Source organism: Duganella sp. LjRoot269, from assembly GCF_964254095.1.
Taxonomy (GTDB): domain Bacteria; phylum Pseudomonadota; class Gammaproteobacteria; order Burkholderiales; family Burkholderiaceae_D; genus Rugamonas; species Rugamonas hordei.
Genome location: NZ_CAXUSL020000001.1, coordinates 1,618,821 through 1,634,574, shown reverse-complemented (window position 1 = coordinate 1,634,574; position 15,754 = coordinate 1,618,821). Strand labels below are relative to the sequence as shown.

General features: G+C 62.9%; 15 protein-coding genes. 8 read left to right on the top strand and 7 right to left on the bottom strand.

The genetic code is table 11. From position 1 onward, the window contains the following. Positions 1 to 32 precede the first annotated feature (32 nt). The 3 genes from ACSQ3S_RS07215 to ACSQ3S_RS07205 form a co-directional block, all read right to left on the bottom strand. On the bottom strand, positions 33 to 989 hold the full coding sequence (locus tag ACSQ3S_RS07215) for a DUF979 domain-containing protein (protein ID WP_436141975.1): 957 nt from the start codon (positions 987 to 989) through the stop codon (positions 33 to 35). Further along, entirely contained in the window at positions 986 to 1,687 is a 702-nt protein-coding gene (locus ACSQ3S_RS07210) for a DUF969 domain-containing protein (protein ID WP_176654582.1), read from the bottom strand. The genes ACSQ3S_RS07215 and ACSQ3S_RS07210 overlap by 4 nt, the downstream gene beginning before the upstream one ends. A 70-nt stretch (positions 1,688 to 1,757) precedes the next feature. Continuing rightward, entirely contained in the window at positions 1,758 to 4,106 is a 2,349-nt protein-coding gene (locus tag ACSQ3S_RS07205) for a TonB-dependent receptor (protein ID WP_436141974.1), read from the bottom strand. 569 nt (positions 4,107 to 4,675) lie between these two features. Between ACSQ3S_RS07205 and tal the strand changes: the two genes are divergently transcribed. From tal to ACSQ3S_RS07180, 5 genes are all read left to right on the top strand, one after another. Beyond that, on the top strand, positions 4,676 to 5,764 hold the full coding sequence (gene tal / locus ACSQ3S_RS07200) for a transaldolase (protein WP_436141973.1): 1,089 nt from the start codon (positions 4,676 to 4,678) through the stop codon (positions 5,762 to 5,764). A 131-nt stretch (positions 5,765 to 5,895) separates the two neighbouring features. Further along, positions 5,896 to 6,891, top strand: a complete 996-nt coding sequence (locus ACSQ3S_RS07195) for a BMP family lipoprotein (protein ID WP_176654585.1) — start codon at positions 5,896 to 5,898, stop codon at positions 6,889 to 6,891. Positions 6,892 to 6,989: 98 nt separating this feature from the next. Further along, positions 6,990 to 8,519: an ABC transporter ATP-binding protein gene (locus tag ACSQ3S_RS07190; protein ID WP_436141972.1), complete on the top strand. Its 1,530-nt coding sequence runs from the start codon at positions 6,990 to 6,992 to the stop codon at positions 8,517 to 8,519. Then, positions 8,516 to 9,595, top strand: coding sequence for an ABC transporter permease (locus tag ACSQ3S_RS07185; protein WP_353399911.1), 1,080 nt, complete (start codon positions 8,516 to 8,518; stop codon positions 9,593 to 9,595). The genes ACSQ3S_RS07190 and ACSQ3S_RS07185 overlap by 4 nt, the downstream gene beginning before the upstream one ends. A 7-nt stretch (positions 9,596 to 9,602) precedes the next feature. Further along, entirely contained in the window at positions 9,603 to 10,574 is a 972-nt protein-coding gene (locus tag ACSQ3S_RS07180) for an ABC transporter permease (protein ID WP_436141971.1), read from the top strand. A 13-nt stretch (positions 10,575 to 10,587) separates the two neighbouring features. On the opposite strand, the gene ACSQ3S_RS07175 is transcribed toward ACSQ3S_RS07180, so the two are convergent. The 4 genes from ACSQ3S_RS07175 to ACSQ3S_RS07160 form a co-directional block, all read right to left on the bottom strand. After that, positions 10,588 to 10,947: a c-type cytochrome gene (locus ACSQ3S_RS07175; protein WP_436141970.1), complete on the bottom strand. Its 360-nt coding sequence runs from the start codon at positions 10,945 to 10,947 to the stop codon at positions 10,588 to 10,590. A 39-nt stretch (positions 10,948 to 10,986) separates the two neighbouring features. Then, positions 10,987 to 11,226 carry a hypothetical protein gene (locus tag ACSQ3S_RS07170; protein ID WP_436141969.1) on the bottom strand — a complete coding sequence of 80 codons (240 nt, stop codon included), beginning with the start codon at positions 11,224 to 11,226 and terminating at the stop codon, positions 10,987 to 10,989. Continuing rightward, the gene (locus tag ACSQ3S_RS07165; protein WP_436141968.1) at positions 11,223 to 11,531 is read right to left on the bottom strand and encodes a type II toxin-antitoxin system HigB family toxin; all 309 of its coding nucleotides are present in this window, start codon (positions 11,529 to 11,531) and stop codon (positions 11,223 to 11,225) included. The genes ACSQ3S_RS07170 and ACSQ3S_RS07165 overlap by 4 nt, the downstream gene beginning before the upstream one ends. Positions 11,532 to 11,602: 71 nt before the next feature. Next, positions 11,603 to 12,181 carry an NUDIX domain-containing protein gene (locus ACSQ3S_RS07160; protein WP_353399899.1) on the bottom strand — a complete coding sequence of 193 codons (579 nt, stop codon included), beginning with the start codon at positions 12,179 to 12,181 and terminating at the stop codon, positions 11,603 to 11,605. Between the two features lie 73 nt (positions 12,182 to 12,254). Here ACSQ3S_RS07160 and ACSQ3S_RS07155 point away from each other — a divergent pair, with 73 nt between their 5' ends. From ACSQ3S_RS07155 to ACSQ3S_RS07145, 3 genes are all read left to right on the top strand, one after another. After that, positions 12,255 to 13,028 (top strand): DeoR/GlpR family DNA-binding transcription regulator, encoded by a 774-nt coding sequence (locus ACSQ3S_RS07155; protein WP_176654899.1) that lies wholly within the window; start codon positions 12,255 to 12,257, stop codon positions 13,026 to 13,028. A 42-nt stretch (positions 13,029 to 13,070) separates the two neighbouring features. Continuing rightward, positions 13,071 to 13,973 carry a substrate-binding periplasmic protein gene (locus tag ACSQ3S_RS07150; protein ID WP_436141967.1) on the top strand — a complete coding sequence of 301 codons (903 nt, stop codon included), beginning with the start codon at positions 13,071 to 13,073 and terminating at the stop codon, positions 13,971 to 13,973. A 106-nt stretch (positions 13,974 to 14,079) separates the two neighbouring features. Further along, positions 14,080 to 15,750: a GH39 family glycosyl hydrolase gene (locus ACSQ3S_RS07145; protein WP_436141966.1), complete on the top strand. Its 1,671-nt coding sequence runs from the start codon at positions 14,080 to 14,082 to the stop codon at positions 15,748 to 15,750. Positions 15,751 to 15,754 lie beyond the last annotated feature (4 nt).

Genomic DNA, 15,754 nt, shown 5'->3' with positions numbered 1-15,754 from the left:
CAGAGCATTACTCTACTCCAACTTCTTGCTTTTCACATGTTCATCAAGAAATAGAGCAGTGCAATATTAGCAAGCAGCAAAGGCAACGCGGTCGGCACCTGTATCTTCACGACGGCGTTCTTGTCGGGCAGCTCCAGCAAGGCCGCGGGCACGATGTTGAAGTTGGCGGCCATCGGCGTCATCAGCGTTCCGCAGTAGGCGCTGAACATGCCGATGGCGGCCATCACTGCGGGATTGGCGTGATACACGCCGACCAGCACCGGGATGCCGACGCCGCCCGCCATCACCGGAAAAGCCGCGAAGCCGTTGCCCATGATGACGGTGAACAGCGCCATGCCGACGCAGTACACCGCCACCGCCACCAGCCGCACATCCATGTTGATGTACGAGGTGACGACGTGCGCCACCGCCTTGCCCATGCCGGCCTCGGTGAACAGCAGGCCAAGCACCGCCAGCATATGCGGCAGCACCACGGCCCAGCCAAGATGGTCGATCAGCCGGCGCGATTCGCGCATCGCCTGCAGCGGCGTCGAGCGCGTCAGCCAGCACGCGGTGGCGACGGCGAACAGCGAACCGCAACCGAGGCTGACCAGCGTGGCGTTCTTCGGATCGAGCAGTAACACATCGCCGAGGTGTACGTCCTTCAGCAAGGTCGAGCCGATCACCGTGGTGAAGGGAATGATCAGCGCCGGTATCAGCAGGCGGTGGCCGAGGCGCTGCGCGCTGCTCTTGCGTTCCTGCGGCGTGCGGTCGCCGTAGCGGCCCAGCGCGACGCCGCCGAAGCCGGCGATCAGCGCCATCACCACCATCAGCACGCCCGCCGCCACCGGCGGCAGATAGTCGCCGGCCAGGTAGACCACCGCATACAGCACCCAGAACAGCGCGCTGGAATAGCGCTTGGGATTGTGCGGATCACGCAGCGCCATCAGCGCGACCACCAGCAGCATCACGCCGAGGACGTCGTAGAAGTACTCCAATTTGAGGATCATGCGCCCTCCTTCAGCATCGCGCGCGCGATGTGCGCGTCGAGCCGGTGCAGGCGCCAGGAATGGATGATGAACGCGGTCACCGCCGTCGGTATGCCCCACATCGCCATGTGCAGCGGATCGACTTCCAGGCCCTCGCCGCGCAGGATGGTCTGCATCAGCAGGATGGCGCCGAAGGCGACGAACACGTCCTCGCCGAAGAACAGGCCGACGTTGTCGGTGGCGGCGGACATGGCACGGATGCGGTGCCGCAGTTCCTGCGTCAGCGCCGGATAGCGCACCTCGGCGGCGCCCTCCGCCATCGGCGCGATCAGCGGACGCACCATGTTCGGATGGCCGCCGATGCTGGTCAGGCCGAAGGCCGCGCTCAACTCGCGGATCGCCAGGTAGACGATCAGCAGACGGCCGGTGGTGGCGGACTTGATGCGCGCGATCGAGGTCTGCGCATGCTCCTTCAGGCCGTAGCGCTCCAGCAGGCCGATGGCCGCCAGCGGCAGCAGCAGGATCAGCGGCAGGTTGCGGGTCTTGATGAAAGCCGCGCCCAGGGTGGCCAGCAGCTTTTCGACCGGCATGGCGGCGGCGATGCCGGTGACGGCGCAGGCGGCGATCACCACCAGCACCGGATGCGCGCGCAAGGCAAAGCCGAGAATGATGACGGCCACGCCCAGCAGCGGCCACAGGTTGACGACGGTGTGATTCAAGAGAGGCTCCCCAATGTAAAAATCCCCGCACGCCTTGCGGCAGTGCGGGGATTTTAGCGGTTATCCTGGATTAGAAGTTAACCTTGAAGGTGCCGCCCCAGGTGCGCGGCTCGTTCAACATGCCGGTCAGGTTGTCGAAGTCGATGGCGCCGATCAGGACTTGCTTGTCGGTGATGTTGCGGCCGAACAGCGCCACTTCATACTTGCCGTTGCCCCACTTGTAGCCTGCGCGTACGCCGCCTTCGGTCAGAGGCTTGGCCTTGTACTCAGGCGCCTCGTACAGGAAGAAGTTGTAGCTGCTGCGGTAGGTCCAGTCGGTGTAGGCGTAAAACTCGCCGTTGCCGATGTCCTTGCTGTACTTCAGCGTGAAGTTCAGCTGGGTCTTCGGTGCGCGCGGCAGCGGGTTGCCGTCGATCTTGGAGGTGCCGGCGAACGGGCCTGGCGCATTGGTCGGGGTGCAACCGCTGCTTGGGTTGTTGTTCACGTTACCGCAGTACTGGACGAACAGGTTCTTGTCCTTGATCTCGGTATCGTTGTAGCTGCCGCCCAGGGTCATGCTGAACTCGTCGCTCAGGTTGGCCTGGAAGTCCACCTCGACACCCTGGCCGGTCACTTTCTCAGCGTTGATCAGCTGATTCATGTTGACCGCGCCGCTGCCTGCCGTCAGCTGCTTGTCCTTGACGCGGTACTGGAACACCGAGGCGCTCAGGCGCGCGCGCTTGTCGAACAGGTCCTGCTTGATACCGGCTTCATACGACAGCGCTTTCTCGGCGCCGGCGAACGATGGCTTGTCGGTCAGGCCGTTCAGGCGGCCCTGCATCGACGGTGCGCGGTAGCCGGTGGCGACGCGGGCGAACAGGTTGGTGGTCTTGTCCAGCTCATAGGTGCCGCTCAGGTCCCAGCTCACGTTGTGCGAGGTGTTGTTGATGTTGAACGGGCCAGAGCTTGCAGGCGGTTCATAGCGCGAGGCCGAGAATTCCTTCTTGTCGCTGGTGTAGCGGATACCGCCGCGCATCTTGAACTTGTCGGTCACCGTGTAGTTCAGCGAGCCGAAGGCGGCCCACGACTTGGCGTTCTGGAACTGCTGCGCATAGGCCGCGTTCTGTGGATTGCCAGGGGTGAAGGAGTCGAAGCTGATGCTGTCGATCTGGATGCTCTCGTCGAAGAAGAACAGGCCGCCGATCCACTGCAGCGGACCCTTGTAGTTCGACTCGGCGCGGAACTCCTGCGAGAACTGCTTGTGGTTAGGCAGCACGTCGGCCGTCTCGACCGGGAACGGGATCACGCCGGGACCGCTGCCCTTGGCCGCTTGCACAGGACCGCAGAACAGCGTGCAGCCGTAGCCGCCATCGACGTCGCCGCGGCTGTAGAACTTCAGCTTTTCGTAGCCGGTGATCGAGTGCAGCGTGATGTCGTCCATGTTGTACTTCAGGCGGATGCTGCCGCCCTTGGTGCTCAGGCTCTGGTAGTTCTGGCCGTCGGTCGGGTAGGAACCGTAGTCGAAGCCGTCGACCAGGTCGTTGGTACCCTTCTTGATGATATTGGCGCGGAACAGCGTGGCGCTGCCGTGGTAGTCGCGCTCATGGTAGTTGAACAGCACGTCCAGGTCCTTGTTCGGCTTGACCAGGGCTTGCAGGCGGAAGGCGTTGTCGCCGTAGCCTTCGAAGTCCTTGGTGCCGGTGTTGGCGACCGGATTGGTGTTGTGCACGCGGTTGTCGCGGTGCTGGGTGGTGCCGGAGAAGCGCAGCGCCACGGTGTCGCTGACCGGGATGTTGAACATGCCTTCGGCGGTCTTGGACGAGTAGTTGCCCACGCCCAGGGTGACATAGCCTTCCTGTTTGAACACCGGCTTGGCGGAGTCGAACTTGATCACGCCGGCCGGGGAGTTGCGGCCGAACAGCGTGCCTTGCGGGCCGCGCAGCACTTCAACCTGGTCGACGTCGAACACAGGGAAGCCCTTCAGCATCGCGTTTTCCTGGACGATATCGTCCATCACCAGACCTACGGGCTGGGAAGCGTTCAGGTCGAAGTCGGTGTTGCCCAGGCCGCGAATGTAGAAGCGCGGGAAGGTACGGCCGTAGTCCGATTCCACGTTGACGGATGGCGAGCGGCCGGCCAGGAAGCGGATGTCGGCGGCGCCGGAAGTCAGCACGTCCAGCTTGTCGCCCTTCAGCGTGGCGATCGACATCGGCACGTCCTTGATGTTTTCCGCGCGGCGCTGCGCGGTCACGATCACGGTTTCCAGTTGGCCCTTGGTGGCGGTGTCCGGGGCGCTGGCCGCTGCGGCCTGGCCTTCGGCGGCATCCGTTGCTGCTGCGGCGGCGGCGTCGGCCGCCATTGCTGCGTGCAGCGGGAAGGCGCTTGCGACAGCCAGGGCGATCAGCGATCGCGCTGCGTAACCACTACTTTTTTTGCTCATGAGTGCTGCTCCCTATTTATTGTGTAGGCAAGTTGTAAATACCATCCGTAATCCCGTCCTCCCCCGCGCTTGGCAGCGGGACGATGTCTTTTTATTGGCAAAACTTATTGCTAAAACAGTACTAAAACTACTAGCTTCCGCATAACAATATGCAGATTGCCAACCATGCTAGCATGGAAAAAAATGACAGAAACTCACTTTTTGAGTGTTTCGATTCATATATATTTTATATAAATAGCTAAGTAAAATCGAATTTGTCGTACATATCGCCGCTGATGCATAGTAGTGGATCGCCTGAAAAAGCCGGCCTCCGAGGGCGAAAACACCCTGGCTTGCAATGAAAAAGCCGTTTTTCGGCAGGCTTGGGAGGCCGCTGCAGATTTATCCAATCAGCAGGAAATTTTTCCAAACGGACAAAAAAGCAACAATATAAAAATATTTAATTTGGCGTCGACTGTTGCGGCGGTGCGACATGCGCGGACTCTGCGGGCCCCGAGGGGCCGGCGCGGAGGCCGGCTGACGCAAACACCGCCGTCATGATGCGCTGCGTCACATACTTGGAACGGTAGATGAACAACATGCTTGAACACAGCCGCCTGCGCGCGGTGGGCGACCTGGGACAACAAATCTGGCTCGATAACCTGAGCCGCCACCTGCTCGCCTCCGGCCAGTTGGCCGAACTGATCGCCGCCGACGGCATCCAGGGCCTGACCTCGAACCCGGCCATCTTCTACAACGCCATCCGCACCGACGCCGCCTACCAGGCCGCCCTGCCGCTGCTGCGCACCGCGCTGGCGACGCCGGAAGCGCGCTTCGAGGCGCTGGTGCTGCCGGACGTGCAGCGCGCCTGCGATTTGTTCGCGCCGCTGTACCAAAACTCCGACGGCAAGGCCGGCTTCGTCAGCTTCGAAGTGGCGCCGCGGCTGGCCCACGACACCGCCGGCACCGTGGCCGACGCCAAGCGCCTGTGGGCCGTCATCGGCCGCCCCAACGCCATGATCAAGATTCCGGCCACGCCGGCCGGCATCGCCGCGCTGGAGGAAGTGATCTACGCCGGCATCAACGTCAACATGACGCTGATCTTCACCGCCAGCCAGACCCAGGCCGTGCGCGCCGCGCACCGCCGCGGCCTGGCCCGCCGCCTGCAGGACAAGCTGTCGGTGCAGCGCATCGCCAGCGTGGCCAGCGTGTTCATCAGCCGCATCGACGTTGCCGTCGACGCCCTGCTGGAGAACGCCGCCGACAGCACCGCCGTCGCCGTGCGCGGCCGCGCCGCCATGGCCGCCGCCCGCCTCGCCTATCACGACTGGAAGAACGACAGCGGGTTCGCCGTGTTCGCCGCCTTCGGCGCCACACCGCAATGGCTGCTGTGGGCCAGCACCGCGACCAAGAAGCCGTCCGAGCGCGACGTGCGCTACGTCGAGGGCCTGATCGGCGCCGGCACCATCAACACCGTGCCGGACGCCACGCTGGACGCCTTCCGCGACCACGGCGTGGCCGAGCCGACGCTGGACGGCGACGTGGAGGCCGAGCGCGCCGTGCTGGCGCAGCTGGCACACCACGGCATCGATCTGGAAACCGTGGGCAGCGAGCTGCTGGCCGCCGGTTTGCTGCAATTTGAACAAGCTTTTGACAAACTGCTGGCGCTGACCGCGTGATACGCCGATGATTAGCTGCGTATCCCCGAGGCAAACCTCTAAAAATCAGGGGTTTGCGGCGATAAAGCGGCGCCGGATTACATGTTTCGTTCAATAAAAATATACAATATCGTTCTTCCAGGAGCCTATTCATGAAACTTTCACAACTTAGTTTGACGCTTGCAGCACTCTTCATCGCTGGCAGCGCGTCCGCGGCTGACCCTAAGCTGGGCATCGTGTATGACGCAGGCGGCAAGTTCGACAAGTCGTTCAACCAGTCCGCTTTTGAAGGCGCCTCGCGCTTCAAGAAGGAAACCAACATCAATTTCATCGAGGTGCAAGCCTCCAGCGACACCCAGGCCGAACAGGTGCTGCGCGGCCTGGCCCGCAAGAACCTGGACCTGATCGCCTCGATCGGCTTCGCCCAGCAGGCGGCCGTGCAGAAGGTGGCCAAGGAATTCCCGAAAGTCCACTTCGTGCTGATCGACGGCGTGGCGCAGGGCGCCAACATCAACTCCATCACCTTCAAGGAAGAAGAAGGCTCGTACCTGGTGGGCGTGGCCGCGGCCATGGCCTCCAAATCCAAGAAGCTGGGCTTCATCGGCGGCGTCGACATCCCGCTGATCCGCACCTTCGCCTGCGGCTACGCCCAGGGCGCCAAGTCGGTCAACCCTAAAGTCGAAGTGAGCTCCAACATGGTCGGCACCACCTCCGATTCGTGGAACAACCCGGCCAAGGGCGGCGAACTGGCGCGCTCGCAATTCGACCGCGGCGTCGACGTGGTGTTCGCCGTCGCCGGCGGCTCGGGCCTGGGCACGCTGCAAACGGCCAAGGAAAAAGGCAAGCTGGGGATCGGCGTCGACTCCAACCAGAACAGCCTGTACCCGGGCACCATCCTGACCTCGATGGTCAAGCGCGTGGACAACGCCGTGTACGACTCCTTCATGCAGATGAAGGCCGGCACTTGGAAGGCCGGCGTCACCGCCAAGGGCCTGAAGGAAGGCGGCGTCGATTGGGCGCTGGACGAGAACAACCGCAAGCTGATCACGCCGGAAATCGAGAAGCGCGTCACCGGTGCCCGCAAGGACATCATCGACGGCAAGGTCAAAGTGATCGACATCCGTTCGGGCGCAGCCTGCCCGGCCTGACCCCTGTTTGAACATGAGAGCGCGCCGGCGGAGTCATGCTCCGTGCGGCGCGTTTAACGTTCCAGGCATTTACTTAACTCCGCACCGAAAACGATCCTATGCAGCCAGCAGTAGAATTTCGCGGCATCTCCAAGCATTTCGGAGCCGTCAAAGCGAACACGGACGTCAGCTTCGCCATCGCCAAGGGTTCGATCCACGGCCTGGTGGGCGAGAACGGCGCCGGCAAATCGACCCTGATGAGCATCCTGTATGGATACTACCGCGCCGACGGCGGGGAGATCCTGCTCGATGGCCAGGCGCGCCGCATCCACAACAGCCAGGAAGCCATTGCGCTCGGCATCGGCATGGTGCACCAGCACTTCATGCTGGTCGAGAACATGACCGTGCTCGATAACGTGATGCTGGGCAGCGAAGGCGGCTTCAAGCTGAAGCCGAAACGCGCCGCCGTCGAAGCGCAGCTGCGCGAGATCTGCACCCGCTACCGCCTGGACGTCGATCCGCTGGCCACCATCCACGACCTGTCGGTGGGCGCGCAGCAGCGCGTGGAGATCCTCAAGCAGATCTACCGCAGCGCCAACATCCTGATCCTCGACGAGCCGACCGCCGTCCTGACCGCGCAGGAGACCGAATCGCTGTTCGAGATCCTGCGGCTGTTCAAGGAACAGGGCAAGACCATCATCCTGATCACGCACAAGCTGCAGGAGATCCTCGACATCACCGACACCGTGACCGTGATGCGCGGCGGCCGCGTGATCGGCGCCGTGCCGACCGCCGGCACCACCAAGGAAGACCTGGCCAACATGATGGTCGGGCGTCCCATCGAGAACAACCTGCCGCGCAAACCGTACAACCCGGGCGCGCCTGTGCTGCATGTCGAGAACCTGCTGCTGCAGGACGAACAGCAGGTCAAGCTGCTGGCCGACATCGGCTTCACGCTGCGCGCCGGCGAGATCGTCGCGATTGCCGGCGTGTCAGGCAACGGCCAGAGCGAGTTGATGGAAATCCTGTCGGGCATGCGCCTGCCGACTTCCGGCAAGATCGACTTCCAGGGCAAGGCGCTGCCCTTCGCCGGCCGCTCCGACGCCGACGGCCTGCCGCGCACCTTCCGCGAACTGGGCATCGCCCACATTCCGGAAGACCGCCTGCGCGACGGCGTGATCAAGGCCTTCTCGGTCATGCACAACACCATCCTCGGCTACCAGGACAAGCTGAAAAACCGCTGGGGCCTGTTCGACTTCAAGGCCATCGCCGCGCGCTGCGCGGAGCTGATGAAGAACTTCGACGTCCGCCCGAACAACCATGATTTGCGTATCGGCCTGCTCTCCGGCGGCAACCAGCAGAAGGTGGTGATCGCGCGCGAAGTGCTGGCGCAGCCCAAGCTGATGCTGGTCGGCCAGCCGACGCGCGGCGTCGACATCGGCACCATCGAAAGCATCCATACCCAGCTGCTCGCCCTGCGCGACGCCGGCGTGGCAATCCTGCTGGTGTCCGTGGAGCTGGAGGAAGTGCGCGCGCTGGCGGACCGTATCCTGGTCATGTGCGGCGGCCGCATCACCGGCGAACTGAAAATTGAAGAATTCGACACGACCCGTATCGGCTTGCTGATGGGCGGGATGCACAAATCATGAACAACCAAGACCTGCCACGCTGGGCAACCGGCTTTGTAATGCCCGTACTGAACCTGTTGTCGGCCCTGCTGGTGGCCGCGCTGGTGATCTATCTGCTGGGCGAAAGCCCGGTCGAATCGATGGGCATCCTGATCAACAGCGCCGTCGTCAATCCGGAAGGCTTGAGCTACACGCTGTTCTACGCCTCCACCTTCATCTTCACCGGCCTGGCGGTATCGATCGCCATGCAGGCCGGCCTGTTCAACATCGGCGCCGAAGGCCAGATGTACTTCGCCGGTCTTGGCCTGACCCTGGCCATGCTGGCCTTCGACAGCTCGCTGCCGATGTGGATACTGATCCCGGTCGGCATGATCGGAGCGGCGCTGTTCGGCGCGCTGTGGGCTTTCCTGCCCGGCTACCTGCAGGCGAAACGCGGCAGCCACGTGGTGGTGACCACCATCATGTTCAACTACATCGCCGGCGCGCTGATGAACACCGTGATCGTCAAATACCTGGTGCCGGCGGGCGAGCAGAATCCGGCCAGCCGCGCCTTCAGCGCCGCCGCCGAAATGCCGCGCCTGAACCAGTGGTTCCCCATCCTCGGCGAGACGCCGCTCAACATCAGCTTCTTCCTGGCGATCATCGCGCTGGTGATTTACGGCGTGATGGTGTCGCGCTCCTCGTGGGGCTTCAAGCTGCGCGCCACCGGTTTGAACAAGCATGCGGCGCACTATGCGGGCGTCCGCATCAGCAAGATGATCATCACCGTGATGCTGATCTCCGGCGCGCTGGCCGGCCTCGGTTCGGTCAACTCCATCATGGGTTCGACCCACTACCTGTCGCTCAACTTCGTCGGCGGCGCGGGCTTCGTCGGCATCGCGATCGCGCTGATGGGACGCCAGCATCCGGTAGGGATTTTCCTGTCGGCGGTGCTGTTCGGCGCGCTGATCCAGGGCGGCTTCGACCTGTCGCTGGAAAAGCAGAACATTCCGCCCGAGACCTTCATCTTCATCCAGGGCTTGATCATCCTGTTCTGCGGCGCGATGGAAAACTTCTACGCCCCCGCCATCGCCGCCCTGCTCAAACGGAAAAAGTGAGACTGTCATGACTTTTGAAGACCTCCATATCGGCAGCATCCTGGTGTCGACCGTGCGCAATGCGCCGGTGCTGATTTTCGCCGGCATGGCCGGCTTGTTCGCCGAACGTTCGGGCGTGATCGACATCGGCCTCGAAGGCAAGATCCTGGCTTCGGCGTTCGTCTCGGCGGCAGTGGCCTTCGCCACGCAGAATCCGTGGTACGGCGTGGCCGCCGGCATGCTGGTGTCGGTGCTGCTGGCGATCTTGCAGGGCTATGTCGCCATCTCGCAGAAAGGCAACCAGCTGGTGGCCGGCATCGCGATCAACATCGCCATGAGCGGGCTGACTTTCGTGGTCGCGCAATTCTTCTTCCAGCAGGGTGGACGCACGCCAGACCTGGGCCAGGCGCGCCTGTTCGACGTGGTGCTGCCGGGCAGCGCCGCGGTTGAAGACATACCGTTCGTCGGCTGGCTGTACGCGCACCTGATCGGCGGCCACTCGGTGCTGGTGTACCTGGCGTTCGCTCTGGTGCCGCTGGTGCACTGGGTGCTGTACCACACCAGCTTCGGCCTGCGCCTGCGCGCCTGCGGCGAGAACCCGCATGCGGCCGATGCGGCCGGCGTCAGCGTCGAGCGCCAGCGCTACATCGCGATGTTGATCGCCGGCGTACTGTGCTCGTTCTCGGGCGCCTACCTGGCGATCGTGCAGAGCGGCTTCTTCCTGCGCGACATGTCGGCCGGCGCCGGCTACCTGGCGCTGACGGCGATGGTGTTCGGTAACTGGCGTCCGCTGTACACCTTCCTCGGCTGCCTGATGTTCGGTTTCTTCGGCGCGGTGCAGATCCAGATCGAGGGCGTGGACCTGCCGCTGGTCGGCCGCCTGCCAGGCTCGCTGATCCAGATGGTGCCTTATGTGGTGACGGTGATCGTGCTGGCCGGCCTGATGGCCAAGTCGGTGGCGCCGAAAGCGCTGGGTACGCCGTTCGTCAAGTCCCGTTAATCGCTCGCGCCGATCACTTCAGCGTGCGCATATAGGACAGCAGGTCGGCGACCTGCTGTTCATCCTTGATTCCCCAAAAACGCATGCTGGTCCCCGGCACCACGTCGTGCGGCGCGCGCAGGAATGCGGCCAGCGTTTTCTCGTCCCACACCAATCCCGACTTCTTCATCGCTTCCGAATACTTGTAGTCCGTGGTCGACGCCGCGTGGCGGCCGATGATGGCGTTCAGCTGCGGCCCGAAGCCGCCTTGTGCGTAAGGGCCGACCTGATGGCAGGAGGCGCAGCGCTTGAACAGCAACTCGCCGGCCTTCGGATCTCCCGTCGCACCGGCTTGGACTCCTATCAGCAACGCAAGTAAAAGATATGCTCTCATGCGCCGATGCAACTGCTTTTCGGCATAGCCTGCTCGAAGTCAATCAATCGCGTAGTGGACATTGTCGTAGGAGTTGACCATGACCGCCAAAAGTTCAAGCAGTCCGGCCAAAGGATGCTGCTCACTCTCTCCCATGATGTCCAACACACGATTCATCAAGGCCACAGTGTGATCGTATTCCTCATCATTGGTAATAGGTCGAAGCTTGGCTATACGATCAAACTCGGTCCAAGCGGACTCCAAAGCCGCCCCATCAATATTGTCAGCGATGACATTCATGTCCTAATCTTTCCTTGATGATAACTCTTGGTCCATTTATCATATTCTGCGTGGGTCAGCATCCAACGTATAAACACCGAATTACTTGAGTATTTGACGATAGTAATCAAACGATATTTGTTACCCGCAATATTAAAAATCGTAAAGGGCGATACATAATCCACACTTCCGGAAATCAGACGTAACTCACTAAAGCTATGAGGTGAGCCTGCAGCCATTCTTTGCTTCCATTGGCGAACCCCGCTTGCGGCGTCCGGATAGCGGACGCAAAACTCTTTCAACACTTTTAAAGAAACGAGGCGCATGCGCCACTGTAGGACTCTACTACTTTTGACGTTTGACGACACGCAAAGTCGATAGTCGAGCCCGCGAATTTCTAGCAAAGCAAGTGCAGCGCCGCGTATTGCAGCAGCATGATGGTCTTGCCGTCGGCGATGCGGCCATCGGCCATCATCCGCATGGCGTCGGCCATCGCCAGTTCCAGTACTTCGATGTCCTCGCCCTCTTCCGCCAAGCCGCCGCCGTTGCCGGCGCGCGATGCGGGGTCGTATTCGGCGACGAAGAAATACAGCCGCTCCGTGACCGAGCCGGGACTCATGAAGGCTTCGAACACCTTGTTCACTGCGCCGACGCGGTAGCCGGTTTCCTCTTCGACCTCGGCACGGATGCGCTCCTCGGGACTGGCCTGGTCCAGCAGGCCGGCCGCGGTTTCGATCAGGAAGCCGTCGTGGCCGTTGCCGTAGGTCGGAAAGCGGAACTGCCGCACCAGCACCACCGTGCGCCGCTCGCGGTTGTACAGCAGGATGGTGGCGCCGTGGCCGCGATCGTAGGTCTCGCGCGTCTGGCGCTGCCAGCTGCCGTCGTTGCGGCGATAGTCAAAGGTGGTCTTCTGCAGCAGGAACCAGTCGTCGGACAGGGTTTCCACTTTGTGGATGCGGATGCGGTCTTCAAGCATGGCGATACACTCCTTGGTTGCGTTTTTTTACGATATCATGCAATATCGTGCAACATCAAGATATTTCATGCATATGCTGACACGCCAACGCAAAGAACTGCTGCTCGCCCGCCTCCGGCAGGATGGGCAGATCGTCGCCAAATCCCTCAGCGAGGAACTGGGCCTGTCCGAGGACACCATCCGCCGCGACCTGCGCGAGCTGGCGGCAGAAGGACTGCTGCAGCGCGTGCACGGCGGCGCCCTGCCCCTGGCTCCGCCCCTGCCAACTTCGCCGGCCATGGGCGACTTCGCCCAGCGCCAGCAGATTTCCAGCGACGCCAAGCCCGCCATCGCCCGCGCCGCCGCCGCGATGATCGCGGACGGACAAGTCGTCTTCATCGACGGCGGCACCACCGCCGTGCAGCTGGCGCGCGCCCTGCCGCGCGAGCTGCGCTGCACGGTCGTCACGCATAGTCCCAGCGTGGCGGTCGAACTGGTTGCACATCCGCTGGTCGAGGTGATCCTGATCGGCGGCCGCCTGTTCAAGCACTCGGTGGTCGCGATGGGCCCGTCGGCGCTGGAAGCCATTACACAAATCCGCACCGACATCTACTTCATGGGCGTCTGCAGCCTGCATCCTGAAGCCGGCATCACCACCGGCGATTTCGACGAAGCCGGCATCAAGCGCGCGATCAGCGCCATGGCCCAGCGCACCGTGGTGCTGGCCTCGCCCGAAAAACTGAACACCGCCTCGCCCTACCAGATCGCACCGCTGGCGCAGGTCAGCGCCATCGTCGTCAACAGCTCCGTGCCCGAAGCCCTGCTTGCCCCTTATCGCAACATGGACATAGCCATCATCCGCGCCTAGCGCTACTTGATGGATCGCGGCAGGCCGTGACATACTCGCAGGATGAAACAGTCCTGGGGCTATCGAAAGCGCGTCTGGTTGGGAGTACTGCTGGCGGCATTGTGCCTGCACGCGGGCGCGGGGACGCATGTCGTCTATCCGCTCACCAGCGCCGACGACAGCGACAGCCGCTACGACTACGATTGGGCCGTGCTGCGCACCGCGCTCGACAAGACCGTGCCGCGCTTCGGTCCTTACGAACTGCAGCAATCGACCCATGTGATGTCGCCGCCGCGCGTGGCGCAGGAAGCGCTGCTGCCGGGTGGCCGCATCAACATCTTCGCCCGCGCCACCTCGCCCGAGCTGGAGCGGCAATTCATCCCGGTGCGCCTGCCTATCGATCGCGGCCTGCTGGGCTACCGCATGTTCCTGGTGCGCGACGCCGACCTGCCGCGCTTCGCCGCCGTGCGCACGCTGGACGATCTGCGCAAGCTGCGCGTCGGCCAGGGCAAGGACTGGATCGATGTGCCCATCCTGCGCGCGGCGGGCTTCGAAGTGGAGGAAGGCACCACCTACCGGGGCTTGTTCGCGATGCTCGACGCCGGACGTTTCGATTTTTTCTCCCGCGGCATCGACGAGGCGCGACGCGAGTTCCAGGAACGCCGCGCCAGCCATCCGCACATGGCGGTCGAACCGACGCTGCTGATGTACTACCCGCTTCCCTTGTACTTCTTCCTGCGGCGCGACGCCGAGGGCAAGCTGCTGGCGCGGCGCATCGAAGCCGGCATGGAGATGATGATCAAGGACGGCTCGCTGAACGCGATCTTCCAGAAGTACAAAGGCGAAAGCCTCAAGAACGCGGGGCTGGGCAGACGCCGCGTGCTGACACTGCCCAATCCGACGCTGACGCCGGAGACGCCGCTGTCGCGCAGCGAACTCTGGTTCAATCCCCTGACCGGCAAGTAAAGGCCACAGCCATACCCATTCCGGTATCGCAGATCGCGAAGATGTTATTGGAGACGCAAGGACAATCGGCATAAGATCGTCTCAAACAATAGATCAAGAGACAATCATGAAACGCCATCTGCTTGCGCTCGTCCTCTGCGGCGCGGCCGCCCTGTGCCACGCGCAATCCGCGCCCGTCGCCATCCATGTCGACGCCAACGCCGCCACCGGGCCGATGAAGCCCGTCTGGGCGTGGTTCGGCTACGATGAGCCCAACTACACCACCGCGCCCAACGGCCGCAAGCTGCTGGGCGATATCGCCGCGCTGTCGCCGGTGCCGGTCTACGTGCGGGCCCACAACCTGATGAGTTCCGGCGACGGTAGCTACGCGCTGAAATGGGGCTCGACCAATATGTACACCGAAGACAAGGACGGCAACCCGGTCTACGACTGGCGCATCGTCGACGCCATCTTCGATACTTACATCCAGCGCAAAATGAAGCCGCTGGCGCAGATCGGCTTCATGCCGGAGGCGCTGTCCGAACACCCGCAGCCCTACCAGCACCACTGGAAGCCGGGCACGCCGTACCAGGAGATCATGACTGGCTGGGCGTATCCGCCGAAGGACTACGCCAAATGGTCGGAGCTGATCTACCAGTGGGTCAGGCACAGCGTGGCGCGCTACGGCCAGGCCGAGGTGGAGAGCTGGTACTGGGAAGTGTGGAATGAGCCGGACGGCTGGTACCTGATCGCGCCGGACGTCAAGCGCACCTATTTCAAGATGTACGATTATGCGGCCGACGCGGTCAAGCGCGCCCTGCCGACCGCCCGCATCGGCGGCCCGCACACCGCAGCCGCCGGCCAGTTCCTCGACGACTTCATCGTCCACTGTCTGCACGAGACCAACTACGCCACCGGAAAAACCGGCAGTCCGCTGGACTTCGTGGCCTTCCACGCCAAGGGAAGCCCGACCGTGAAGGACGGCGTCGTACAGATGGGCATGGGCATCCACCTGAAACGCATACAGGACGGCTTCAACATCGTCGCCAGCCATCCGGAAATCAGGCATCTGCCGATCATCATCGGCGAATCCGACCCGGAAGGCTGCGCCGCCTGCGGCATGCAGACCAACCCGGAAAACGCCTACCGCAACGGCACGCTCTATGCCAGCTACACCGCCGCCTCCATCGCGCGCGAGTACGACATGGCCGCGCAGACTGGCGTCAATCTGCTCGGCGCGGTCAACTGGTCGTTCGAGTTCGAAGACCAGCCGTGGTTCGCGGGCTTCCGCGACCTGGCCACGAACGGCGTCAACAAGCCGGTGCTCAACGTGTTCCGCATGCTGGGCATGATGGGCGGCCAGCGCCTGAAGGTGGAAGGCGACCTGGCCTACGACGCCGCGAACATCATCGCCGGCGGCGTGCGCGGAGAGCGCACGGACATCAACGCCCTGGCCAGCAGGGACCGGCACCGGATCGCCGTGATGGTATGGAATTATCACGACGACGACCGCATCGACGACGGCACGCCGGTGGCTGTGACCATCACCGGCATACCCGGCAAGCGCGCGGTGCTGCGGCACTACCGGATCGACCAGCAGCACGGCAACTCGTATGCGTTGTGGAAGAAGATGGGGGCGCCGGCGCAGCCAAGCGGCGAGCAGATCGCCCAGCTGGTCAAGGCCAGCGAACTGGCGCAGCTGGACAAGCCAAGAACGGTGGCGCTGCGCGATCACAGCACCACCGTCACGATGCAGCTGCCGCGCCAGGCAGTCTCGCTGCTGACGCTGAGCTACTAGACCG

Bases quoted from the DNA above. Each gene is read 5' to 3' on its own strand.
- ACSQ3S_RS07215 (WP_436141975.1), bottom strand. From the start codon at position 989: ATGATCCTCAAATTGGAGTACTTCTACGACGTCCTCGGCGTGATGCTG.
- ACSQ3S_RS07205 (WP_436141974.1), bottom strand. From the start codon at position 4,106: ATGAGCAAAAAAAGTAGTGGTTACGCAGCGCGATCGCTGATCGCCCTG.
- tal (WP_436141973.1), top strand. From the start codon at position 4,676: ATGAACAACATGCTTGAACACAGCCGCCTGCGCGCGGTGGGCGACCTG.
- ACSQ3S_RS07195 (WP_176654585.1), top strand. From the start codon at position 5,896: ATGAAACTTTCACAACTTAGTTTGACGCTTGCAGCACTCTTCATCGCT.
- ACSQ3S_RS07190 (WP_436141972.1), top strand. From the start codon at position 6,990: ATGCAGCCAGCAGTAGAATTTCGCGGCATCTCCAAGCATTTCGGAGCC.
- ACSQ3S_RS07185 (WP_353399911.1), top strand. From the start codon at position 8,516: ATGAACAACCAAGACCTGCCACGCTGGGCAACCGGCTTTGTAATGCCC.
- ACSQ3S_RS07180 (WP_436141971.1), top strand. From the start codon at position 9,603: ATGACTTTTGAAGACCTCCATATCGGCAGCATCCTGGTGTCGACCGTG.
- ACSQ3S_RS07175 (WP_436141970.1), bottom strand. From the start codon at position 10,947: ATGAGAGCATATCTTTTACTTGCGTTGCTGATAGGAGTCCAAGCCGGT.
- ACSQ3S_RS07170 (WP_436141969.1), bottom strand. From the start codon at position 11,226: ATGAATGTCATCGCTGACAATATTGATGGGGCGGCTTTGGAGTCCGCT.
- ACSQ3S_RS07165 (WP_436141968.1), bottom strand. From the start codon at position 11,531: ATGCGCCTCGTTTCTTTAAAAGTGTTGAAAGAGTTTTGCGTCCGCTAT.
- ACSQ3S_RS07160 (WP_353399899.1), bottom strand. From the start codon at position 12,181: ATGCTTGAAGACCGCATCCGCATCCACAAAGTGGAAACCCTGTCCGAC.
- ACSQ3S_RS07155 (WP_176654899.1), top strand. From the start codon at position 12,255: ATGCTGACACGCCAACGCAAAGAACTGCTGCTCGCCCGCCTCCGGCAG.
- ACSQ3S_RS07150 (WP_436141967.1), top strand. From the start codon at position 13,071: ATGAAACAGTCCTGGGGCTATCGAAAGCGCGTCTGGTTGGGAGTACTG.
- ACSQ3S_RS07145 (WP_436141966.1), top strand. From the start codon at position 14,080: ATGAAACGCCATCTGCTTGCGCTCGTCCTCTGCGGCGCGGCCGCCCTG.